A 22,363-nucleotide genomic window follows, 5' to 3' on the forward strand; every position below is an offset into this window, starting at 1 on the left:
TTCTACCTCAGCTTCAGGGTGGCAAGGCCGATCAGCACGAGAATCACGGTGATGATCCAGAAACGGACGATCACGCGCGGCTCGGGCCAGCCCTTGAGTTCAAAGTGGTGGTGAATCGGCGCCATGCGGAACACGCGGCGGCCGGTCAGCTTGAAGGAAGCGACCTGGATGACCACGGACAGGGTTTCCATCACGAACACGCCGCCCATGATGAACAGGACGATTTCCTGGCGGACGATCACCGCGATGGTGCCCAGGGCCGCACCCAGCGCCAGCGCGCCGACGTCACCCATGAAGACCTGTGCCGGATAGGTGTTGAACCACAGGAAGCCCAGCCCGGCGCCGATCAACGCGCCGCAGAACACAATCAGCTCGCCCGCGCCCGGCACGTAAGGGATCAGCAGGTACTCGGCGAATTTCACGTTACCCGACAGGTAGCAGAAGATGCCCAGGGCGCCGCCCACCATCACGGTCGGCATGATCGCCAGGCCGTCGAGACCGTCAGTCAGGTTGACTGCGTTGCTGGAGCCGACGATCACGAAATAGGTCAGGACCACGAAACCGACGCCCAGGGGAATGCTGAAATCCTTGAGCATGGGGATCAGCAACGTGGTTTCGACCGGCGTCTGCGCCGTGACATAGAGGAAAATCGCCGCGCCCAGGCCAAATACCGACTGCCAGAAATACTTCCAGCGGCTAGGCAGGCCGCGCGAGTTCTTCTCGATCACCTTGCGATAGTCGTCGACCCAGCCGATGGCGCCGAACAACAGGGTGACCAGCAGCACCACCCACACATAGCGGTTGCTCAGGTCGGCCCACAGCAGGGTGCTGACACCGATGGCCGACAGGATCAGCGCGCCGCCCATGGTCGGGGTGCCCGACTTGGAGAGGTGCGATTGCGGCCCGTCGTTACGCACCGCCTGACCGATCTGGCGGTTCTGCAGCGTGCGGATCATCCACGGCCCCAGCCACAAGGACAGCACCAGTGCAGTCAGTACCCCGAGAATCCCGCGCAGGGTCAGGTACTGAAAGACCGCGAAGCCTTTGTAGAACTGTTGCAGGTACTCCGCTAGCAGCAGCAGCATCAATGTTTCTCCGTGCTGGAACCGCACAAGGCCACGACGATGTTTTCCATCGCCGCGCTGCGTGATCCCTTGATCAAAATGGTGGTGTTTGTATCTTGCTCGGCACCCAGGGCTGCGATCAGCTCGGCCTGGGTTGCAAAGTGCTGGCCGTGGTCACCGAAAGCCGCGACCGCATGGGCCATCATCGGACCCACGGCGTAGAGCGCCGAGACCTTGCCGGCGGCATAAGCGCCCACGTCGCGGTGCCCCTGCTCCGCCCAATCACCCAGCTCGCCGATATCTCCGAGTACCAGGACGGTGCGACCGGAAAAGCCGGCCAGTATATCGACGGCGGCGCACATGGACGTGGGGTTCGCGTTATAGGTGTCGTCGATCACCCGCATGCCGTTCTTCGCCAATTGGGCGACCGTACGCCCCTTGACCGGCTGCACCGCGTTTAGGCCGGTAGCGATGCCGAACAGCGACACACCCAGGGCGTGGGCCGCGGCAGCCGCGGCCAGGGCATTGGCCACGTTATGGGTGCCCAGCAGATTCAGTTGGACCTGCTCGGTCCCGTTGCCGCCGTGCAGCGTGAAGTTCGGGCAGCCCCGGGCATCGCGTTGGATATTCGAGGCATGAAAGTCGGCCGCCTCGTTGGTCAGGGCGAAACTCAGCACCTGGCGACCGGCAGCGCGAGCCTTCCAGATCGGGAAAGCCTTGTCGTCGAGATTCAGCACGGCGATGCCGGAAGCCTCCAGCCCCTCGAGAATCTCGCCCTTGGCCTCGACGATTTTTTCCGGACCGCCGAACTCGCCCACGTGCGCGGTACCGGCGTTATTGATAATGGCGACCTGCGGCTTGGTCATTGCGACGGTGTAGGCGATTTCGCCAATACGCGACGCCCCCAGCTCGATCACCGCCGCGGTGTGCTCCGCCGTCAGCTCCAGCAGGGTCAACGGTGCGCCCAGGTCGTTATTCAGGTTGCCGCGCGTGGCCAGTACCGGCCCACGGGTACGCAGGATGCTTGCCAGCATTTCCTTGACCGTGGTCTTGCCGCTGGAACCGGTCACCGCCGCCACCGGCTTGGTGAACGCCGCGCGATTCAACGCGCCCAGTTGGCCAAGTGCCTTGCGGGTGTCGCTGACCAGCAATTGCGGGAGCGTGCTGTCCGGCACCTCGTGCTCGACCAAAGCGCCGACGGCGCCCTTGGCCGCGACGTCATTCAGGTAGTCATGGCCATCGAAACGCGGGCCCGCCAGGGCAATAAATAGTTGGCCCGGCTTGATCGCCCGGCTGTCGATGCTCACGCCATCAAAGCTGCAATCGCCAGCCAGCAGGCGACCCGCCAACGGCACGCTGATGTCGCTGAGTTTCAGGGCCTTAAGCATGGGCCACCTCCCACGCCGTCAGCGCTCGGTCGGCTTCCACCAGGTCGGAGAAGTCCAGCCGCACGCCGTTGATTTCCTGATAGTCCTCATGCCCCTTGCCGGCCAGGACAACCACATCGTCTGCCGAAGCGCCGGCAATCAACTGGGCAATCGCAGGACCACGACCGGCCACGAAGTCGACTTTGTCCACCGCGCTGAAGCCGACACGGATGTCATCGAAAATTTGCAACGGATCTTCCGTACGCGGGTTGTCATCGGTGACCAGCACGCCATCGGCCAGGCGCTCGACCACTTCGGCCATCAGCGGGCGCTTGCCGCGATCGCGATCGCCGCCGCAACCGAACAGGCACAACAAGCGGCCCTTGGCGTGCGGACGCAGGGCCAGCAATACTTTTTCCAGGGCATCCGGAGTGTGGGCATAGTCGACCACCACCAACGGTTGCGAACCGCCACCCAGGCGCTGCATGCGGCCGGCTGGTCCTTCCAGCTTCGGCAGCACGCGCAGGATTTCGTCGAGCGGGTATTCCAGGCCGAGCAAGGCCCCCACCGCCGCCAGCACGTTGCTCAGGTTGAAACGCCCCAGCAGGGTGCTGCGCAGATGATGCTCGCCTTGCGGGGTCACCAGGGTCGCACGCACGCCTTCGTCATCGAACTGGGCTTCACGGCAATACAGGTAGGCCTGGGGATCCTCGAGGCTATAAGTGATGAGCCGCGAATCCTGCTCTTCGCTGGCCAACAACCGGCCGAACTCGTCGTCGATATTAATGACGCGGCAACCCAGGTCGGCCCAGCCGAACAGCTTGGCCTTGGCAGCGCCATAGGCTTGCATCGTGCCGTGATAATCCAGGTGGTCGCGGGACAGGTTGGTCAGCACCGCCACGTCGAACGCCAGCGCAGTGACCCGCCCCTGGTCGAGCCCGTGGGACGACACTTCCATCGCCACGGCCTTGGCACCGGAGTTTTTCAGGTCCGCCAGGGTAGCCTGCACCGCAATCGGGTTCGGCGTGGTGTGCAGCCCGCTTTGCAGCGCGCCATAGAAGCCGCTGCCCAGGGTGCCGACAATGCCGCAGCGCTGGCCCAACAGGTCGAGCGCCTGCGCTACCAACTGGGTGACGCTGGTCTTGCCGTTGGTGCCGGTCACGCCAATCAGATTCAGGCTACGGCTTGGATCGCCGTAAAAACGCCCGGCGATGCTCGACAATTGCGCCGCCAGCCCCTTGACCGGAATCAGCGGCACATCGGTAATCGGCAGGACGGTCGCACCCTCGACTTCGTAAGCCACCGCGGCAGCGCCGCGCTGCAACGCATCGGCGATGTGCGCCCGACCGTCGAACTTGCCACCTGGAACCGCGAGAAACAGATCGCCGGCGCGCACGTTGCGGCTGTCCAGGGTCAATTCGCGAATCAGCAGGTCACGACCAGCATGGGCGAAAATAGTGTTCAGGCTAAGAGACATCAGCCACGCCCTCCTTTAGCTGGTGCCGCATTGGCTTGTTGGGTGGTCGGCAGGTTGTCCGGCGAGACGTTCATCAGGCGCAGGGTGCCGGACATCACTTTGCTGAACACCGGCGCCGATACCAGGCCACCGAAATAACCAGCCTTGCTCGGCTCGTCGATCACCACGACGATGGCGTAGCGCGGATCGCTCATCGGGCCGAAGCCGGCGAACAACGAGCGATAGGAGTTCTCGGCATAGCCCTTGGTGCCCACCGACGTTTTGCGCGCGGTACCACTCTTGCCGGCCACGTGATAAGCCGGCACCTGGGCGCGGAATACGCCACGCGGAGCCTCGATCACCTGCTGCAACATGCCTTGCATGGTCTTGGCGACCTTTTCCGGGATCACCTGGGTGGTTTGCGGAGCCTTGTCGGTTTTGATCAATGTCAGCGGCGCGATGCGACCATTGTTGGCCAGCGCCGAAAACGCGTGAACCAGCTGGATCGCCGTCACCGAAATACCGTAGCCGTAGGACAAGGTAGCGGTCTCGGCCTTACGCCACTCCCGGTAATTCGGCAGGTTGCCGACACGTTCACCGGGGAAACCGAGGCCTGTGTCTTGGCCGAGGCCGATTTTCTGAGCCAGGCGGAAAATGGTTTCGCCACCAATGTCGAAGGCGATCTTGCTCATGCCGACGTTACTGGAATTGATCAGAATCCCGGTCAGGTCGAGCACTGCGCCTTCGGTCTTGGAGACGTCACGGATGGTGTACTTGCCGATCTGCAGCGTGCCCGGGTAGACCTCGACGGTATCGCTCGGCTTCCAGCGACCGGTTTCCAGCGCCGCACTCATGGAAATGGCTTTCATGGTCGAACCCGGTTCGAACACGTCGATCATCGCGCGGTTGCGCATCATCGCCGGTTGCAGGTTGCGACGGTTGTTCGGGTTGTAGGTCGGCTGGTTGACCATGGCGAGGATCTCGCCGGTCTTCACATCCATGATGACCAGGCTACCGGCCTTGGCGCCGTTCTCGACAATGGCGTTGCGCAATTCGCGGTTGGCCAGATATTGCAGGCGCAGGTCAATCGACAACGCCAAGGGCTTTCCGGCCTTGGCGTTCTTGGTGACCTGGACATCCTTGATCAGTCTGCCGCGCCGATCCTTGATGACCTGCCGCTTGCCCGGGACTCCGGCCAGCCATTCGTCATAGGCCAGCTCGACACCTTCGCGCCCGCGATCGTCGATATCGGTAAAGCCGACCATGTGCGCGGTCACTTCACCCGCCGGGTAGAAGCGCCGGAACTCTTCGATGCCATAGACGCCCGGCACCTTGAGGTCGAGCACCTGCTGGCCTTGCTCGGGGGTCAGCCCACGCACCAGGTAAATGAATTCTTTATTGGCCTGCGCCTCGAGACGCTCGGCCAGCGCCTTGGGATCCTGCCCCAGGGCGGCCGCCAATGCGGGCCACTTGTCCTTGGCCTGCTGCATTTCCTTGGCGTTGGCCCACAGGGTGGTCACAGGCGTACTGACCGCCAGCGGCTCGCCGTTACGGTCAGTGATCAAGCCGCGGTGAGCCGGGATCGGGATATGCCGAACGCTGCGTGCGTCGCCTTGCCCCTTGAGGAAGTCACGGTCGACCACTTGCAGGTCGATGATGCGCCAGGCGATCGCCGCCACCATGACGCCGAGCAATCCCAGCACCAGGCGGAATCGCCAGGGAAAGAGCGCGCCTTCAAGCTTCATCATGGCGCCACCATCTGGACTTCGGCCGCGCCAGGAATTCGCATTTTCAGTTGTTCGGTGGCCAGCACTTCGATCCGGCTATGGGCGGTCCAGGTGCTCTGTTCCAGAATCAGCCGGCCCCACTCAGCCTGCGCCTTGTCGCGCACACTCAACTCACCGTACAGCGTGTTGAGCAACTGACGGTTCCAGTGCGCGCTGTAGGACACCGCAATCGCGGACACCAGGACGCCTATGAACAGCAGGAGCATGAAAAAGCTCCCGCCTGGAAGTGGCTTGGCGAAAAGCTTGCTCACCGCAACTTCTCCGCAACGCGCATGACAGCACTACGGGCACGCGGGTTGGCTTTGAGCTCGGCCTCGGAGGCGAACTGCGCTTTGCCATGGATCTTGATTTTCGGCACGAACGCTTCGAAACGCACCGGCAGGTTGCGTGGCAGGTTGTCGGTTTCACCCTTTACCAGCTTGCGCATGAACAGTTTGACGATGCGGTCTTCCAGAGAGTGGAAGCTGATCACCACCAGGCGACCGCCCACTTCGAGAGACTCCAGCGCGGCCTCGAGACCGGCTTCGAGATCGCCCAGCTCATTGTTGACATGAATGCGCAATCCCTGGAACGCGCGGGTGGCCGGGTTCTTGCCCTTTTCCCACGCAGGGTTCGCGACTTTCAAGACTTCAGCGAGATCGCCAGTCCGTTCGAACGGCTGGACTTCCCGGCGCTCGACCACGGCACGCGCCATGCGACCGGCAAAACGCTCTTCGCCGTACTCCTTGAACACCCGGGCAATTTCTTCGACCGGAGCGGTGGCGATGAACTCGGCCGCGCTGATCCCGCGGGTCGGGTCCATGCGCATGTCCAGGGGGCCGTCGTTGAGAAAGCTGAAACCGCGCTCGGGATCGTCAAGCTGCGGGGACGACACACCAAGATCGAGCAGCACGCCGCTGACCTTGCCGTCCAGGCCGCGCTCGGCCACTTCCGAACCCAGCTCGGCAAAGCTGCGCTGCACAACGACAAAGCGGCCGTCTTCGGCCGCTAGCGCTTGCCCGGTGGCAATCGCCTGAGGATCCTTGTCGAATCCGAGCAACTGGCCATCCGGCCCGAGCTTGCTGAGGATCAGGCGACTATGCCCCCCGCGACCGAAGGTGCCGTCCAGATAGCAGCCATCAGGACGTACAGCGAGAGCCTCGACAGCCTCGTCAAGCAGTACGGTGATGTGGTTAAAGCCGCTATCAATAGTCACAGGATCAAATCACGCAGTTCATCGGGCATGGCGCCCGGTTGTTGAATAGCTGCCAGGTCCGCTGCAGACACAGCATTCCAGGCATCCTCGTCCCACAGCTGGAACTTGTTCAGTTGGCCCACCAGCATCGCGCGCTTATCCAACTTGGCGTATTCGCGCAAACGAGGCGGAACCAGAAAACGACCACTGCCGTCGAGTTCGAGGTCGACGGCATTACCAATCAGCAAACGCTGCAAGCGACGGTTTTCTTCACGCAGCGAAGGCAGGGCACGCAATTTGGTTTCGATGATTTCCCACTCATCGAGGGGGTAAACACACAAACAGGGATCAACGGCATCGATAGTGACGATAAGTTGCCCGGAACTACGCGAAACGAGCTCGTCACGGTACCGACTCGGCATGGCGAGACGGCCCTTGGCGTCGAGACTGATAGCGTTAGCTCCGCGAAACACGTCAGCGTTTCTCCAAATTTTAGCGTTTTACGTCCAAAAAACCCACTTCATGCCACTTTCCGCCACTTGCGCACACTATAGGAATGCGCCCACCACACCGTCAAGGCACCGATCGACGGAAAAGCCTTATAGAACGGAGATTTAGGAGATCAAAAGGAGGGGTAACGGGAATTTGGCGAGGGAATTGGCACAACAACTTCACTTCAATCAAGAAGCTACGTCGCGAAGTTAAAGTGATTTATTAAGAGTAAGAACTTTTCGATATTACAAAAGGGCTTCTGCTATGGATTCAAGCAGGGAGGGAAAGGTGGAGAGTCGATCTGTAAGCCGGGTTCTGTCGAGGACAGTCATTCCTCTACGATGGCCATCACTGGACATCTTTAGCAACCTACCCGGTTCCAGCGCGGGCCACGCCTTGGAACCCTATTTGGTCTTGCTCCGAGTGGGGTTTACCTAGCCACGAACTGTTACCAGACGTGCGGTGCGCTCTTACCGCACCTTTTCACCCTTACCGGCACCGAAGTGCTTAGGCGGTTATTTTCTGTGGCACTTTCCGTAGGCTCACGCCCCCCAGGCATTACCTGGCACTCCGCCCTATGGAGCCCGGACTTTCCTCCCCCCTCTAATTCTCATAGAGGGCAGCGACTGTCCAATCGACTCTCCGCCGCGCAGGTTAACGGCAGAGCGGCGGAAGAACAAGCGCTAAAAGCCTTTTGCCACTCCGCCAGTCGCGTTTACTCGCTTTTCTGTTTATCCAGCGCGACCTGATAGAGAACATTCTTGCGCACGCCGGTGATTTCCGCTGCCAAGGCCGCGGCCCGCTTGAGCGGCATCTCCTTGAGCAACAGATCGAGAACCCGCATCGCTTCGCTACTCACGGCCTCATCGCTTTCGGGGGCGGACCAGCCCGCGACCAGCACCACACACTCGCCACGCTGCTGATTGCTATCCGCCTCGACGAATGCCCGCAGCTCGGCGAGCGGCAAGCCCTTGAGGGTTTCGAAGGTTTTGGTCAGCTCACGAGCGAGCAATGCCGGACGCTCGCCCCCAAAGACCAGCTCCATATCCTGCAGACACTCGAGGATGCGATGCGGCGCCTCATAAAAAATCAACGTGCGCGGTTCTTCCTTTAATAGCTCGAGACGCCCACGCCGCCCGACGGCCTTGGCCGGCAGGAATCCCTCGAAGATAAAGCGATCGGAAGGCAGGCCCGCCGCCGACAGCGCTGCAATCAAGGCACAGGCTCCCGGTACCGGAACCACATTGATACCCGCCGCCCGCGCCTGCCGCACCAAGTGATAACCCGGATCGGAGATCAAGGGCGTCCCCGCATCGGAAATCAGCGCAACGCTGTCCCCGGCCAACAGACGCATCAGAAAACGACTACCCTCATCGCGCTCGTTATGCTCATGACAGGCCGCCAGCGGCGTAGAAATCCCGAAGTGCTGCAGCAAGCGCTGCGAGTGACGCGTATCTTCGGCGGCGATCAGTGCCACGTCTTGCAAAATCTTCAAGGCCCGGGCACTGATGTCGTCCAGGTTGCCGATGGGCGTCGCCACCACATAAAGCGAGCCAGCAGCGGAATTCAAAGCACCTGGAACAGTCAAAGCGCACACCTCTTGATCGGTAAAAGCGACATTGTAGCGCGTAGAAGCCTTCGGAATACGTGTTGCCGGTGCGTCGCGCCTGTGACATGACACGCCATTCCAGCAGCGCTGCAACATTTGCACGACCTAAAATAGACGGTTTATTGCCAGTAACATCGCGCCCCGGCCAGTGCTTGGGTACAATTCCACGCTAATTTGATCGAGTATCAGGAACACTTACATGATCGCTTGCCTGCGGCTGTTCTCTGCCCTCTGCCTCGCCGCCCTCCTCGCGGCCTGCGCCAGCTCGCCCTCCTCCAGCCTTGGCGAACTTCCACGGACGCCGGATGCCAGCATCGAGCAATTGCTCGAGCAGGCCGCCAACAGCAAAACACCCGACAAGGCCGCCCTGCTGCGCCTGAGCGCCGCCGACCTGGCCTATCGCCAGGGCAACGCTGGCCAGGCCGCGCAAATTCTTCAACAAGTGCCGATGGAGCAGCTCAAGCCCGGCCAACAGGTGTTCGCCAGCACCCTGGCGGCGGAACTGGCGATGAGCCGAAACCAGCCGAAGGCAGCCCTGACCGCCCTGAGCCACCCAAGCCTGCAACGCCTCGGTGAACTGCCGGAAGACCAGCAGATCCGCACGGGCACCGTGCACGCCCGCGCACTCGAAGCTGACGGCCAGGCACTTGCCGCGGCACGCGAACGTATTTTCATCGCCCCACTGCTCAAGGGTGACGCCGCAAGCAAGAACCATGAGGCCATCTGGACACTGATTGCCAGCTTGCCGACCGATCAACTGCAGGCTGGCGGCAACGATGACCTGGGAGGCTGGATGAGCCTGGCCCTGGCGGTAAAAACCGCCGGCACCCTGGAACAACAGCAGGCTGCTATCGACAACTGGCGCGCCCAGAACCCCAAGCACCCGGCAGCCATTCAACTGCCGTTGCCACTGACCAAGCTCAAGGAACTAGCCAGCCAGCCTCTGTCGAAGATCGCCCTGCTGTTGCCGCAAGAGGGCCCATTGGCCGCGGTCTCCAAGGCTCTTCGCGATGGTTTCATGGCCGCGCATTATCAAGCCCAGCAAGCCGGGCAGAAACCACCCAGCATCGAGCTCTACGACAGCTCGCGCCTGACTTCGCTGGATGATTTCTATCGCAAGGCCCAGGCCGATGGCGTGCAACTGGTCGTTGGTCCGCTGGAAAAACCGCTGGTCAAACAGCTCGCCGCCCGCCCGCAACTTCCTATCACCACGCTGGCCTTGAACTACAGCGAAGGTGAACAGGCCCCCGCGCAGCTGTTCCAGTTTGGCCTGGCGGCCGAAGACGAAGCTCGCGAAGTATCCCGCCGCGCCCGCGCCGATGGCTTGCATCGCGCCGCCGTCCTGGTACCACGAGGCGAATGGGGTGACCGCGTACTCAAGGCCTTCCGCCAGGACTGGGAAGCCAATGGCGGCAACGTGGTCGGTATCGAACGTGTCGACCAGCCAGTAGCCCTGGCCCAGCAGATCGCCGACCTGTTCCAACTGCGCCAGAGCGAAGCACGCGCCAAGAGCCTGCAAAACGCTGCCGGCACCCAAGTAGCGGCACAACCGTCGCGTCGTCAGGACATCGAGTTCATTTTCTTGGCTTCCACTCCTCAGCAGGCGCAGCAGATCAAGCCGACACTGAACTTCCAGTACGCTGGCGACGTTCCGGTCTATGCCACCTCCCATGTTTTCAGCGCCAGCGGTGACCAGAACCAGTACAACGACATGAATGGCGTGCGCTTCTGTGAAACGCCCTGGCTGCTGGACGCCAACGACCCGCTGCGCAAGCAGGTAGCCGCACAATGGCCGCAGGCTGGTGGCAGCCTGGGCCGGCTGTACGCAATGGGTGCCGATGCCTATCGCCTGGCACCAAGCCTGGGGCAGCTCAAGGCCCTGCCGGATAGCCGTATCGAAGGCCTGTCTGGCAGCCTGAGCATGAGCCCGAGCCAACGCGTTCAACGCCAGCTGCCATGGGCGGAGTTCGTCAGCGGCCAGATCACTCGACTGCCCGACACCCCGCGTTAATGCTACAAAGATCCCGCCAGCAAAGCGGTCAGGATGCCGAAGCCCAGGCGCTGCGGCATCTTGAACAACAGGGGCTGCGCCTGCTGGCGCGGAACTGGTCGTGCAAGCGTGGCGAGCTTGATCTGGTCATGCTTGACGGCGATACAGTAGTATTCGTCGAAGTCCGCTACAGACAACACACGCAATGGGGTGGCGCACTGGGCAGTATCGACGCGCGCAAGCGCCAGAAACTGATACTTGCCGCGCAGCTTTTCCTGCAGCGCGAGTCGCGCTGGTCCAACCACCCTTGCCGTTTCGATGTGGTCGCCATAGACAGCGCCCCAGGCACGACAACTCATTTGAACTGGCTACGGAATGCCTTTGATAGCTGATCGACGCTCTCGGGCCGAGCCGGATATTTTCATTCAACACTATTGCTCTTTGCTTTGCGGGCAGCACATTCACGTGCGAGAAAGCCGCGCCACTTAAGGTCACACAGATGGACATGCAATCCCGAATTCGCCAGCTTTTCCAGGCCAGTATCGACACCAAGCAGCAGGCGATGGACGTTCTTGCACCGCACATCGAGCAAGCCAGCCAAGTCATGGTCAACGCCCTGCTCAACGAAGGAAAAATGCTTTCCTGCGGCAATGGCGGCTCGGCCGGCGATGCCCAGCATTTTTCTTCCGAGCTGCTCAACCGTTTCGAACGCGAGCGTCCGAGCCTGCCAGCCATCGCACTGACCACCGACAGCTCGACGATCACCTCGATCGCCAACGACTACAGCTACAACGAAGTCTTTTCCAAACAGATTCGCGCCCTGGGCCAGCCCGGCGATGTGCTGCTGGCCATTTCCACCAGCGGCAATTCGGCGAACATCATTCAAGCGATCCAGGCCGCACATGATCGCGAAATGATTGTCGTAGCATTGACGGGTCGCGATGGCGGCGGCATGGCCTCCCTGCTCTTGCCGGAAGACGTCGAGATTCGCGTACCCGCCAATGTCACCGCACGTATCCAGGAAGTCCACCTGCTGGCGATCCACTGCCTCTGCGACCTGATCGACAGCCAATTGTTCGGGAGTGAAGAATGACCCCTAATCGCCTTGGCCTACTGGCCCTGACCCTCGCCTTGAGCATCAGCGGTTGCAGCTCGGTGATTACCGCAACCCGCGAAAGCCCGATCGAAGACGACCGCGGTACCCGTACCTTCGGCAGCAAGATCGATGACTCGTTGATCAAGACCAAGGTCGAGGTCAACGTTGCCAAAGCCAACCCGGATCTGGACAACGGCTCTTCGCGCGTAGGCGTGACCAGCTTCAACGGCGTGGTACTGCTCGTCGGGCAAACGCCTCGTGAGGACCTCAAGGCCGCAGCCGAACAAGCCGCCAGCGGCGTACAACGCGTAAAGAAAGTGCATAACGAGCTGCAAATCATGCAACCCATCACCTTGCTGGCGATCAGCAACGATGCCTTGCTGACGACCAAGATCAAGACCCAGATGCTGGCCAACAGCAACGTCCCGGATTCGCGCATCAAGATCATCACCGAGAACGGCATCGTCTATCTGATGGGGCTGGTAACCCGGCAGGAAGCCACCCGCGCCAGCGATGTGGTACAGGGCGTTTCCGGGGTACAGAAAATCGTCAAGGTGTTCGAGTACATCGACTGATCCCGGCTAGTAGCCAGACATGAAAAAGGCGATCCGGTTGGATCGCCTTTTTTATTACTTCACGACTTTCAGGCTGGGCCGGCCACTGGGGCGCGGCGGCTCGTTGTCCGGTGGTGGAATATCATCATCCGGCTCGATTTCGTCGTCCTCGTCATCCAAGGGCGACTCCAGATCGAACACCATGCCCTGGCCATTCTCCCGGGCATAGATCCCCAGGATCGCCGGCACAGGCACGTACAGGCTATGCGGCACACCACCGAAGCGCCCCTCGAAAGTCACCACTTCGTTGTCCATGTGCAGATGGCGCACGGCGCTCGGCGAAATATTCAGGACGATCTGCCCGTCACTGGCAAACCCCTGAGGCACCTGCACCGCAGGATATTCGGAATTGACCAGCATGTGCGGGGTGCAATCGTTGTCCACAATCCACTCATAGAGCGCGCGGACCAGATAAGGTCGACTGGAGTTCATAGCGGCTCCTTAAGCCTCAGCGCATGTCGCGTTCGACGCCAGACAGACTCGCCTGGAACGTCTCACGGGCGAACTGGCGCTCCATGTAATCAAGCAACGGCTTGGCTTGCCGTGGCAATTCAACACCCAGAATCGGTAATCTCCAGAGTATTGGCAATAGGCAGCAATCGACCAGGCTTTGTTCCTCACTGAGGAAAAACGGCTTCTCCGCGAACAGCGGCGAAACCCCGGTCAGGCTCTCGCGCAGCTCTTTACGAGCCTGGACGCGAGCGGCTTCCTTGGTCCGGGAATCCAGAATCTGATCCACCAGCCCACACCAATCACGCTGGATCCGATGGATCAGCAGACGGCTGTTGGCACGCGCCACGGGATAAACCGGCAGGAGTGGCGGGTGCGGGTAACGCTCATCCAGATATTCCATCACCACGGTCGACTCCCACAACGCCAGGTCGCGATCGACCAGGGTGGGCAGACTGCCGTAAGGGTTCACTTCGATCAGCTTCGGCGGCTGACGCCCCGCCTCCACACTGATGATCTCGGCGCTGACACCCTTCTCTGCAAGCACGATACGTACTCGGTGGGAATAGTGGTCGGCGGGGTCGGAGTAACAGGCCAACCGATTGGTCACGCCCATGGCGGTCCTCCTCGCTTGTTGAAATTATCGGAAGCAGAAAAACGAGCGCGCCCAGAGGGCGCCTCCCGTAACGCCTGGATGAACCAGACTCGTTACACCTTCAGAGACGCCCTTGGGCGCGCACGATTAACAGCAGTGAACTACAGCTTTATCAATGAACGTCTTTCCAGTATTCGCGCTTGAGCAGATAGGCGAACACAAAGAAGAAGGCCAGATACAGTAACACATAGGTGCCGATACGTTGATGCTCCAGCTTGACCGGGTTAGCCGAGTAAGCCAGGAAAGTCACCAGGTTCTTGACCTTCTCGTCGAACTGCGCCTCGTTGAGCGTGCCGGTTTTTGGCAGCACGGTCAGCTGATCGCAGGCCTCGTGGGTCAATGGAGTGCCGGTCAGCGGATCGTATTGCTTCTTGCCATCCTCGACGATCTGCACCTGTTTGCAGCCAACCACCTGGCGACCCTGCAGGCCGACCAGGACGTTCGGCATGCCGACGTTCGGGAAGACCTTGTTATTCACACCCCAAGGGCGTGCCGGGTCTTCGTAGAACGAACGCAGGTAACCGTAGAGCCAGTCGGTACCGCGCACGCGAGCCACCAGGGTCAGGTCGGGCGGAGCCGCACCAAACCAGGTCTTGGCGTCCGCCGGCTGCATGCCGATGCTCATGTGATCGCCGATTTTCGCACCGGTGAACACCAGCTTGCTCATCATCAGATCATGAGGGATGCCCAGATCATCGGCGACGCGCTCGTAACGCTGGAACTTGGCGCTGTGGCAGCCCATGCAGTAGTTGGCGAATGTCCGCGCGCCATCCTGCATGGCGGCCTTGTCGGAGACGTCGATGTCGACTTTTTCCAGCTCGGGACCGCCGTGTTCGGCCGCGAAGGACAGTACAGGCATAGCAGCAAGAATCAGTACAGCAAATAGCTTTTTCATCAGCCAGTCACCCTTTCCGGAACCGGTTTGGTCTTCTCGAGCCTGGTGTAGAACGGCATCAGAATGAAGTAGGCGAAGTACAGGAAGGTACATACCTGCGACAGCAACGTACGGCCCGGAGTGGGTGCCAGAACGCCCAGGATCCCCAGGATCACGAACGAAATGCAGAACACCACCAGCCAGATCTTGCTCAGCCATCCCTTGTAACGCATGGACTTGACCGGGCTGCGATCAAGCCAGGGCAGCACGAACAGCACAGCGATCGCCGCGCCCATCGCGATGACACCCAGCAACTTGTCCGGAACCGCACGCAGAATCGCGTAGAACGGCGTGAAGTACCAAACCGGCGCAATATGCTCAGGCGTCTTGAACGGGTTGGCTTGTTCGAAGTTCGGCTTCTCGAGGAAATAACCACCCATTTCCGGGAAGAAGAACACGATCGAACAGAAGATGAACAGGAACACCACCACACCCACGATATCTTTCACGGTGTAGTACGGATGGAACGCGATGCCGTCCAGCGGTACGCCGTTCTCGTCCTTGTGCTTCTTGATATCCACGCCGTCCGGGTTGTTCGAGCCGACTTCGTGCAGCGCCAGGATGTGCAGCACCACCAGACCGAGAATCACGATCGGCAGGGCCACTACGTGCAAGGCGAAGAAGCGGTTCAGGGTAATACCGGAAATCAGGTAGTCACCACGGATCCACTGGGTCAGGTCGTTGCCGATGACCGGAATCGCACCAAACAGCGAGATGATCACCTGGGCGCCCCAATAGGACATTTGCCCCCAAGGCAGCAGGTAGCCCATGAAGGCTTCGGCCATCAGCGCCAGGTAGATCAGCATGCCGAACAGCCAGACCAGCTCACGTGGCTTCTGGTACGAACCGTAGAGCAGGCCACGGAACATATGCAGGTAGACCACGATGAAGAACGCCGAGGCGCCAGTGGAGTGCAGCAGGCGCAGGATCGAGCCGTACTCGACGTCGCGCATGATGTATTCGACAGAGGCAAATGCCTCTTCCGCCGACGGGGTGTAGCTCATGGTCAGCCAGACACCGGTAACGATCTGATTGACCAGGACCAGCAGGGCCAGGGAGCCAAAGAAATAGAAGAAGTTGAAGTTCTTCGGAGCGTAATACTTGCTGAGATGGTCTTCCCACATCTTGGTCGCGGGGAAGCGCGCATCAACCCAATCCATGAACTTGCTCATCACGCTTTCTCCGTATCGACGCCAATGACGATAAGGTCATCCGACTCATAGGAATGCGGGGGTACTGGCAGGTTCAAAGGCGCAGGTTGCGACTTGTAGACGCGGCCAGCCAGATCGTAGTGGGAACCGTGGCAAGGGCAGAAATAGCCACCTACCCAATCCTTGCCCAGATCCGCAGGCGCCACTTCGGGGCGGAAAGTCGGAGAACAACCCAGGTGAGTGCAGATGCCGATCAGCAACAGAATCTCTGGCTTGATCGAACGCACTTCTGGATCGACGTAGGTCGGTTGAACCGAGTTCTTGGAGTCCGGGTCAGACAGTTGACCCTCGATTTTCTTGAGATTCCCCAGGATCTCCTGCGTGCGGCGGACGATAAATACCGGCTGACCCCGCCATTCAGCAATCATCTGCTGACCTGGGTCGATTTTGCTGATATTCACTTTCACCGGTGCACCTGCGGCTTTCGCCTTGGCACTGGGAAACCATGACCCCACGAACGGGACCGCAGCCCCCACCGCTCCTGCAGCACCTACCACGGATGTAGCTGCTACAAGGAAGCGACGCCGGCCTGCATTCACGCCGTCATTGCTCATTCAGTCCTCTCCCATCAGCTTTGTGGCCTGTTAAATCAGGCATCTACTAAGTAAAAATCTGAACTTATAAAAATTTTGCCGAATGGTAATGAAAAGCCCCTACTCTGACAAGGTAATTACCAACTTGGTCCGGCTCCAGGCCCTGTAGTATAGGGGCTCCACGGATGTGGCAAGTTGTCACACAGCAAAATAATCACCCATAAAAAAACGCCCAGCTCCGCGAGGAGACTGGGCGTTTCTTGAACGCGAAAGCGAATTAACGCTTCGAGTACTGCGGACGCTTACGCGCCTTGCGCAGACCAACTTTCTTACGTTCAACTTCACGCGCGTCACGGGTTACGTAACCAGCTTTACGCAGAGCGCTGCGCAGAGTTTCGTCGTAGTCCATCAGGGCACGGGTGATACCGTGGCGGATTGCGCCAGCCTGGCCACTCACACCACCACCGATAACGGTGACGTAGATATCGAACTTCTCGACGGTCTCGGTCAGTTCCAGCGGCTGACGAACTACCATGCGGGCAGTTTCGCGACCGAAGAAGCTATCCAGGGAACGGTTGTTGATCGAGATGTTGCCAGTGCCCGGACGCAGGAAAACGCGTGCGGTTGCAGTCTTGCGACGGCCAGTGCCGTAATTTTGAGTCGCCGACATAATGAACTATTCCGTTAAATCTTCAGTTCTTGGGGCTGCTGAGCAGTATGAGGGTGAGCAGCGCCCGCATAGACTTTCAGCTTACGGTACATGTCGCGACCCAGCGGGTTCTTAGGCAGCATGCCTTTTACCGCGGTCTCGATCACGCGCTCAGGGGCTTTGGCGATCAGCTTTTCAAAGTTGATCGACTTGATGCCGCCCGGGAAACCGGAGTGGGAGTAGTACATTTTGTCAGAGGTCTTGGCACCAGTAACACGTACTTGCTCAGCGTTGATCACGACGATGTAGTCACCGGTGTCGACGTGAGGGGTGTATTCAGGCTTGTGCTTGCCACGCAGACGGCTGGCGATCTCGGTGGCCAGACGACCCAGGGTCTGACCAGCAGCGTCGACGACAAACCAGTCGCGCTTAACTGTTTCCGGTTTAGCAGTAAAAGTTTTCATTCTTTATAGCCTCAGGGGCCGCCCTGTAAATTAGACGGCGGATCTTACTGAATAGTGCGTACTTTGACAAGTCAAAGGCAGCCGGATACAGACGCTATCGGGGGCTCGGGTCAGCGCGTCCGTTTACGGCAAGATTCTTCGGCAGGCGGCGCATCACTTCCACTGCAGAAAGAGCTGCGGAATTATGCAGATTGCGAAAAAAAATTCAACCTGCTTTTATGATTGTTTTGCCGAAGGAGCACCCGATGGACTATCGCCAGCTAGGCCGGACCGACCTGAACGTGAGTGCAATCTGCCTGGGAACCATGACCTGGGGCGAGCAGAACAGCGAGGCCGAGGCCTTCGCCCAGATCGAACGGGCCAAGGCCGCCGGGATCAATTTCATCGATACCGCCGAGATGTACCCCGTGCCGCCCAAGGCCGACACCTATGCCACCACCGAGCGCTACATCGGCAACTGGTTCAAGGCCCGCGGCGATCGCGCCGACTGGATTCTGGCCAGCAAGATCGCCGGCCCCGGCAACACCATCGACTACATTCGCGACAAACAGCTCAAGCACAACCGCAAGCATATAGTCGAAGCCGTGGACGCCAGCCTCAAGCGCCTGCAGACCGACTGGATCGACCTTTACCAGTTGCACTGGCCGGAGCGCAGCACCAACTTCTTCGGCCAGTTGGGCTACAAGCACAAGGAAGAAGACTTCACCCCGCTGGAAGAAACCCTCGAGGCCCTGGACGAACAGGTCAAGGCCGGCAAGATCCGTCACATCGGCCTGTCCAACGAAACCCCGTGGGGCACCATGAAGTTCCTGGCCCTGGCCGAAAGTCGCGGCTGGCCACGGGCGGTATCGATCCAGAACCCCTACAACCTGCTCAATCGCAGCTTCGAAGTGGGCCTGGCGGAAGTCGCCATTCGCGAACAGTGCGGCTTGCTGGCCTACTCGCCCCTGGCGTTCGGCTTTCTTTCCGGCAAATACGAAGGCGGCGCGCGCCCACCCAAAGGGCGCCTGAGCCTTTACAGCCGCTTCAGCCGTTACTTCAACCCGCAATCGGAAGCGGCTTGCAGCCGTTATGTCGCCCTGGCTCGCGAGCATGGCCTGGATCCGGCGCGAATGGCCCTGGCGTTCGTCACCCGGCAGCCGTTCGTCACCAGCAACATCATTGGCGCGACCACTCTAGAGCAACTGGACAGCAACATCGCCAGTTTCGAGCTGAAGTTGTCGGAAGAGGTCCTGGCCGGCATCGAGGCGATCCACAAGGATCACCCGAACCCGGCACCATAAGCGCTGCCCCGGCCGGGAACGAACCGATGCAGGCTCGTTCCCGGCTGGGGAGAAGGCGTTACAGGGAACGCGCGATGATTTCCTTCATGATCTCGTTGGTCCCGGCATAGATCCGCTGCACCCGCGCATCCGCCCAGGCCCTGGCCACCGGATATTCCCACATGAAGCCGTAACCGCCGTGCAACTGCACGCACTCGTCGAGCACCTTGCATTGCAGGTCCGTCCCCCAGTACTTGGCCATCGCGGCGGTCGGCACGTCGAGCTTGCCCTGCAGGTGCAACTCCAGGCAGCGGTCGACGAAGACCCGGCCGATCTGGATTTCGGTGGCCATTTCCGCCAGCTTGAAACGCGTGTTCTGGAAGTCGGCGATCGATTTGCCGAACGCCTTGCGCTCCCGGGTGTATTCCAGAGTCCACTGCAACGCCGCCTCGGCCGATGCCAGGCCACCCACGGCGACCGTCAGGCGCTCCTGCGGCAACTCCTGCATCAGATAGGCAAAACCCGCCCCGGCCTGCCCCAGCAGGTTCTCTTTCGGTACACGAACATCCTGGAAGAACAGCTCGGAAGTGTCCTGGGCCTTCATGCCGACCTTTTCCAACCGCTTGCCCTTGGAGAAGCCCGGCGTATCCGCCTCCACCAGAAACAGGCTGGTGCCCTTGGCCCCGGCCTTGGGATCGGTCTTGGCCACGACAATCACCAGGTCGGCCAGGTAGCCGTTGGTGATAAAGGTCTTGGAGCCGTTGATCACGTAGTCGTCGCCATCCGCCACGGCGGTGGTCTTGACCCCTTGCAAATCTGAGCCTGCGCCCGGCTCGGTCATGGCGATGGCCGTCACCATCTCGCCGGACACCAGTTTCGGCAGGTACTTACGTTTCAGTGCCTCGCTGCCGTAATGCAGGATGTAAGGCGCGACGATATCGGAGTGCAGGGAAAAGCCGATGCCGGTCAGGCCCAGGCGCCCCACCTCCTCGATCACCACCGCGCTATAGAGAAAATCCGCCCCGAGGCCACCGTATTCTTCGGGAAGATGCGAGCAGAGCATCCCCGCCTCCCCCGCCTTGTTCCACAAGGCCCGGTCGATGTAACCCTGTTTTTCCCATTGCCCATGGAATGGCACGGCTTCCTTTTCCAGGAAGGTACGCACGCTGTCACGAAAAAGTTCGTGCTCGGAGCTGAACAAGGTTCTGGGAATCATGGAGCCACCTGTCGTTGTTGTTAGCCGGGATTGGCCCACAGAGCCTAAGCCCACGGCTGTATCACAGGACACTGGACACATCCGACAAAAAATAAGACGATCCAGCCGTCTGGTGACCACTTTCCCCTATAAGAACAATTGAATTATGTCCAACCAAACTTCTACGCCCTTGCGGCGCGTCAGCATCCTGGCTATCGACCGGGTTTTCGCCTCCACCCTCACCCAGGCCAAGGATTTCTTCCATATGGCCAGCCTGCGCTACGGCAAGCAACTGGGCCAGGGCCTGACTCCGGCCTTCGAAATCCGCCTGGTCAGCCCCGACGGCACACCGGTGCGCAGTTTCAGCGACGTGATCATCCCGGTGGACGGCGCCCTGGAAGATACCGACGTGATCATTCTCCCGGCGTTCTGGGACGATTTTGAAACCCTCTGCCAGCGTTATCCACAGATCCTGCCCTGGCTGCGCCAGCAGCATGCCCGCGGTGCCGTGCTCTGCGGCGAGGCCACCGGGGTGTTCTGGCTGGCCGAAGCCGGCTTGCTCGACGGCAAGGAAGCCACCACCTACTGGCGCTTCTTCAACGCCTTCAGCGAACGCTTCCCCAAGGTCCAGCTCAATCAGGACAAGCACCTGACCGACGCCGACAACCTGTATTGCGCCGGCGGCCCGACCTCGGCCTGCGACCTGTACATCTACCTGATCGAACGTTTCTGCGGCGCCAACATTGCCCAGGCCGTGGCCCGCGACATCCTCTACGAAGTGCAGCGCAGCTATTCCCCGGGCCGTATCGGTTTCGGCGGCCAGAAGCTGCACCAGGATGTGATCATCCTGCAGATCCAGCATTGGCTGGAGGAGCACTTCTCCGACAAGTTCCGCTTCGAGGACGTGGCCCGCGAACACGGCATGAGCATCCGCAACTTCATGCGCCGCTTCCAGACCGCCACCGGCGACAAACCGCTGCACTACCTGCAACGCCTGCGCATCGAAACCGCCAAGGGCCTGCTCTCGGGAACCCGCAAAAGCATCAAGACCATCAGCTACGAGGTTGGCTACGACGATGCGAGCTTCTTCGCGCGGCTGTTCCGCCAGCACACCGAGCTGTCGCCCAACCAGTACCGGCAGCAGTTCCTGCAACAAGCCGCCTAAATGAAAAAGGGCCTGCAATGCAGGCCCTTCTTTATTATCCGTATCGCCCTTAAGGCTTGTGCGCCCGCGAGAGGAACTCGTGGGACTGCATTTCCAGCAGGCGGCTGAGGGTGCGCTGGAACTCGAAGGTCAGGCGCCCGCCGGTGTACAGGTCCTTGAGTTCGACCTCGGCGGAAATGATCAGCTTGACGTTACGGTCATAGAACTCGTCGACCATGTTGATGAAGCGCCGGGCGATGTCGTCGGTGGCGACGCTCATCTGCTCGACACCGCTGACCAGCACGGCGTGGAAGATCTTGCCCAGCTCGATGTAGTCGTTCTGGCTGCGCGGGCCGTCGCACAACTCGCGGAAGTCGAACCAGGCCACGTCATCGCAGGTACGCAAGGCGCGGATCTCGCGGTTCTCGACGATCAGCACGTCGTTCTCCACTGCCTGGGTGCATTCCGGCGTCAGGGCGCGGAAGCTCTTGCGCAGGCTTTCGTGCGCCGCTTCGTTCAGCGGGAAGTGATACAGCTCGGCCTGTTCCAGGTGGCGCAGGCGGTAGTCGACGCCGCTGTCGACGTTGACGATCTCGGTGTGCTGCTTGATCAGTGCAATGGCCGGCAGGAAACGCGCGCGCTGCAGGCCGTCCTTGTACAGGCCGTCCGGCACGATGTTCGAGGTGGCCACCAGGGTCACGCCGTTCTTGAACAGTTCTTCCATCAGCGTGCCGAGGATCATGGCGTCGGTGATATCGGAAACGAAGAATTCGTCGAAGCAGATCACCCGCGCTTCCTCGGAGAAGCGCTTGGCGATGATGGTCAGCGGGTTCTTCTCGCCGCCCAGGGTCTTCATCTCTTCGTGCACACGCTTCATGAAGCGGTGGAAGTGAGTACGGACCTTCTGCTTGAACGGCAAGGCCTCGAAGAAGGTGTCGACCAGATAGGTCTTGCCACGCCCCACGCCACCCCAGAAATACAGGCCCTTGACCGGCGCCTGGTCCTTCTTGCCAAACAGTTTGCCCAGCAGGCCCGGCTTGTTGTTCGACGCAGCGATCAGGTCGTCGTACAGGCGCTGCAAATGACGCACGGCGGTTTCCTGCGCGGCGTCGTGGAAGAACTCTGGGCGTTTCAGATCAGCTTGATATCGTTCTAGGGGCGTCATAATTCGTTAGCAAGGCAACAAAAACGGGCCGTCACTGTAGCGACGGCCCTGG

At 60.3% G+C, this 22,363-nt stretch carries 23 protein-coding genes and 1 other RNA gene; 6 read left to right on the forward strand and 18 right to left on the reverse strand.

Going from position 1 to position 22,363, the window contains the following annotated elements:
• Nucleotides 1-2: 2 nt before the first annotated feature.
• The 9 genes from mraY to rsmI all read right to left on the reverse strand — a co-directional run bounded on the left by mraY (nt 3) and on the right by rsmI (nt 8,928).
• Nucleotides 3-1,085 (reverse strand): phospho-N-acetylmuramoyl-pentapeptide-transferase, encoded by a 1,083-nt coding sequence (mraY, locus tag TO66_RS25735; RefSeq protein WP_044464924.1) that lies wholly within the window; start codon nt 1,083-1,085, stop codon nt 3-5.
• Nucleotides 1,085-2,452: a UDP-N-acetylmuramoyl-tripeptide--D-alanyl-D-alanine ligase gene (gene murF, locus TO66_RS25740; protein WP_044464925.1), complete on the reverse strand. Its 1,368-nt coding sequence runs from the start codon at nt 2,450-2,452 to the stop codon at nt 1,085-1,087. Before murF ends, mraY begins: the two co-directional genes overlap by 1 nt.
• Complete coding sequence (locus TO66_RS25745) at nt 2,445-3,908, reverse strand: UDP-N-acetylmuramoyl-L-alanyl-D-glutamate--2,6-diaminopimelate ligase (RefSeq protein WP_044464926.1); 1,464 nt, start codon at nt 3,906-3,908, stop codon at nt 2,445-2,447. Before TO66_RS25745 ends, murF begins: the two co-directional genes overlap by 8 nt.
• A complete protein-coding gene (locus TO66_RS25750; RefSeq protein ID WP_171820098.1) occupies nt 3,908-5,632 on the reverse strand; it encodes a penicillin-binding protein 2 in 1,725 nt (574 codons plus the stop codon). Before TO66_RS25750 ends, TO66_RS25745 begins: the two co-directional genes overlap by 1 nt.
• On the reverse strand, nt 5,632-5,925 hold the full coding sequence (gene ftsL / locus TO66_RS25755) for a cell division protein FtsL (protein ID WP_009050721.1): 294 nt from the start codon (nt 5,923-5,925) through the stop codon (nt 5,632-5,634). The genes TO66_RS25750 and ftsL overlap by 1 nt, the downstream gene beginning before the upstream one ends.
• Nucleotides 5,922-6,869 (reverse strand): 16S rRNA (cytosine(1402)-N(4))-methyltransferase RsmH, encoded by a 948-nt coding sequence (gene rsmH / locus TO66_RS25760; protein ID WP_044464928.1) that lies wholly within the window; start codon nt 6,867-6,869, stop codon nt 5,922-5,924. The genes ftsL and rsmH overlap by 4 nt, the downstream gene beginning before the upstream one ends.
• Entirely contained in the window at nt 6,866-7,321 is a 456-nt protein-coding gene (gene mraZ / locus TO66_RS25765; protein WP_003205355.1) for a division/cell wall cluster transcriptional repressor MraZ, read from the reverse strand. Before mraZ ends, rsmH begins: the two co-directional genes overlap by 4 nt.
• Nucleotides 7,322-7,628: 307 nt before the next feature.
• An RNA gene (gene rnpB, locus TO66_RS32120) (RNase P RNA component class A) lies at nt 7,629-7,982 on the reverse strand.
• 73 nt (nt 7,983-8,055) lie between these two features.
• A complete protein-coding gene (gene rsmI, locus TO66_RS25770; protein WP_044464929.1) occupies nt 8,056-8,928 on the reverse strand; it encodes a 16S rRNA (cytidine(1402)-2'-O)-methyltransferase in 873 nt (290 codons plus the stop codon).
• A gap of 220 nt (nt 8,929-9,148) precedes the next feature.
• Here rsmI and TO66_RS25775 point away from each other — a divergent pair, with 220 nt between their 5' ends.
• The 4 genes from TO66_RS25775 (at nt 9,149) to TO66_RS25790 (ending at nt 12,610) form a co-directional block, all read left to right on the forward strand.
• Nucleotides 9,149-10,960, forward strand: coding sequence for a penicillin-binding protein activator (locus tag TO66_RS25775; RefSeq protein ID WP_044464930.1), 1,812 nt, complete (start codon nt 9,149-9,151; stop codon nt 10,958-10,960).
• Nucleotides 10,960-11,331 (forward strand): YraN family protein, encoded by a 372-nt coding sequence (locus TO66_RS32935; protein WP_080925921.1) that lies wholly within the window; start codon nt 10,960-10,962, stop codon nt 11,329-11,331. The genes TO66_RS25775 and TO66_RS32935 overlap by 1 nt, the downstream gene beginning before the upstream one ends.
• Before the next feature lie 107 nt (nt 11,332-11,438).
• Nucleotides 11,439-12,032 (forward strand): phosphoheptose isomerase, encoded by a 594-nt coding sequence (locus tag TO66_RS25785; RefSeq protein ID WP_007928463.1) that lies wholly within the window; start codon nt 11,439-11,441, stop codon nt 12,030-12,032.
• Nucleotides 12,029-12,610: a BON domain-containing protein gene (locus tag TO66_RS25790; protein WP_044464932.1), complete on the forward strand. Its 582-nt coding sequence runs from the start codon at nt 12,029-12,031 to the stop codon at nt 12,608-12,610. Before TO66_RS25785 ends, TO66_RS25790 begins: the two co-directional genes overlap by 4 nt.
• Before the next feature lie 54 nt (nt 12,611-12,664).
• Here TO66_RS25790 and TO66_RS25795 read toward each other — a convergent pair whose 3' ends face one another.
• From TO66_RS25795 to rplM, 7 genes are all read right to left on the reverse strand, one after another.
• Nucleotides 12,665-13,081: a ClpXP protease specificity-enhancing factor gene (locus TO66_RS25795; protein ID WP_025806196.1), complete on the reverse strand. Its 417-nt coding sequence runs from the start codon at nt 13,079-13,081 to the stop codon at nt 12,665-12,667.
• Between the two features lie 16 nt (nt 13,082-13,097).
• Complete coding sequence (locus TO66_RS25800; protein WP_044464933.1) at nt 13,098-13,715, reverse strand: glutathione S-transferase N-terminal domain-containing protein; 618 nt, start codon at nt 13,713-13,715, stop codon at nt 13,098-13,100.
• A gap of 151 nt (nt 13,716-13,866) precedes the next feature.
• Complete coding sequence (locus TO66_RS25805; RefSeq protein ID WP_044464934.1) at nt 13,867-14,649, reverse strand: cytochrome c1; 783 nt, start codon at nt 14,647-14,649, stop codon at nt 13,867-13,869.
• Nucleotides 14,649-15,860, reverse strand: coding sequence for a cytochrome bc complex cytochrome b subunit (locus tag TO66_RS25810; RefSeq protein WP_007928456.1), 1,212 nt, complete (start codon nt 15,858-15,860; stop codon nt 14,649-14,651). Before TO66_RS25810 ends, TO66_RS25805 begins: the two co-directional genes overlap by 1 nt.
• Entirely contained in the window at nt 15,860-16,453 is a 594-nt protein-coding gene (gene petA, locus TO66_RS25815; RefSeq protein ID WP_007928454.1) for a ubiquinol-cytochrome c reductase iron-sulfur subunit, read from the reverse strand. Before petA ends, TO66_RS25810 begins: the two co-directional genes overlap by 1 nt.
• 256 nt (nt 16,454-16,709) lie before the next feature.
• Nucleotides 16,710-17,102 carry a 30S ribosomal protein S9 gene (rpsI, locus tag TO66_RS25820; protein WP_022640821.1) on the reverse strand — a complete coding sequence of 131 codons (393 nt, stop codon included), beginning with the start codon at nt 17,100-17,102 and terminating at the stop codon, nt 16,710-16,712.
• A gap of 14 nt (nt 17,103-17,116) precedes the next feature.
• Nucleotides 17,117-17,545 carry a 50S ribosomal protein L13 gene (gene rplM, locus TO66_RS25825; protein ID WP_013789889.1) on the reverse strand — a complete coding sequence of 143 codons (429 nt, stop codon included), beginning with the start codon at nt 17,543-17,545 and terminating at the stop codon, nt 17,117-17,119.
• Between the two features lie 245 nt (nt 17,546-17,790).
• On the opposite strand from rplM, the gene TO66_RS25830 reads away from it, so the two are divergent.
• Nucleotides 17,791-18,828, forward strand: a complete 1,038-nt coding sequence (locus TO66_RS25830) for an NADP(H)-dependent aldo-keto reductase (RefSeq protein WP_044464935.1) — start codon at nt 17,791-17,793, stop codon at nt 18,826-18,828.
• A 58-nt stretch (nt 18,829-18,886) separates the two neighbouring features.
• On the opposite strand, the gene TO66_RS25835 is transcribed toward TO66_RS25830, so the two are convergent.
• Nucleotides 18,887-20,023 carry an acyl-CoA dehydrogenase family protein gene (locus TO66_RS25835; protein ID WP_044464936.1) on the reverse strand — a complete coding sequence of 379 codons (1,137 nt, stop codon included), beginning with the start codon at nt 20,021-20,023 and terminating at the stop codon, nt 18,887-18,889.
• Nucleotides 20,024-20,267: 244 nt separating this feature from the next.
• Here TO66_RS25835 and TO66_RS25840 point away from each other — a divergent pair, with 244 nt between their 5' ends.
• Entirely contained in the window at nt 20,268-21,167 is a 900-nt protein-coding gene (locus TO66_RS25840) for a GlxA family transcriptional regulator (protein WP_177330449.1), read from the forward strand.
• Between the two features lie 49 nt (nt 21,168-21,216).
• Here TO66_RS25840 and zapE read toward each other — a convergent pair whose 3' ends face one another.
• Nucleotides 21,217-22,311 (reverse strand): cell division protein ZapE, encoded by a 1,095-nt coding sequence (gene zapE, locus TO66_RS25845; protein ID WP_044464938.1) that lies wholly within the window; start codon nt 22,309-22,311, stop codon nt 21,217-21,219.
• Nucleotides 22,312-22,363: the final 52 nt, after the last annotated feature.

The sequence above is a fragment of the Pseudomonas sp. MRSN 12121 genome (genome assembly GCF_000931465.1).
Lineage (GTDB): Bacteria > Pseudomonadota > Gammaproteobacteria > Pseudomonadales > Pseudomonadaceae > Aquipseudomonas.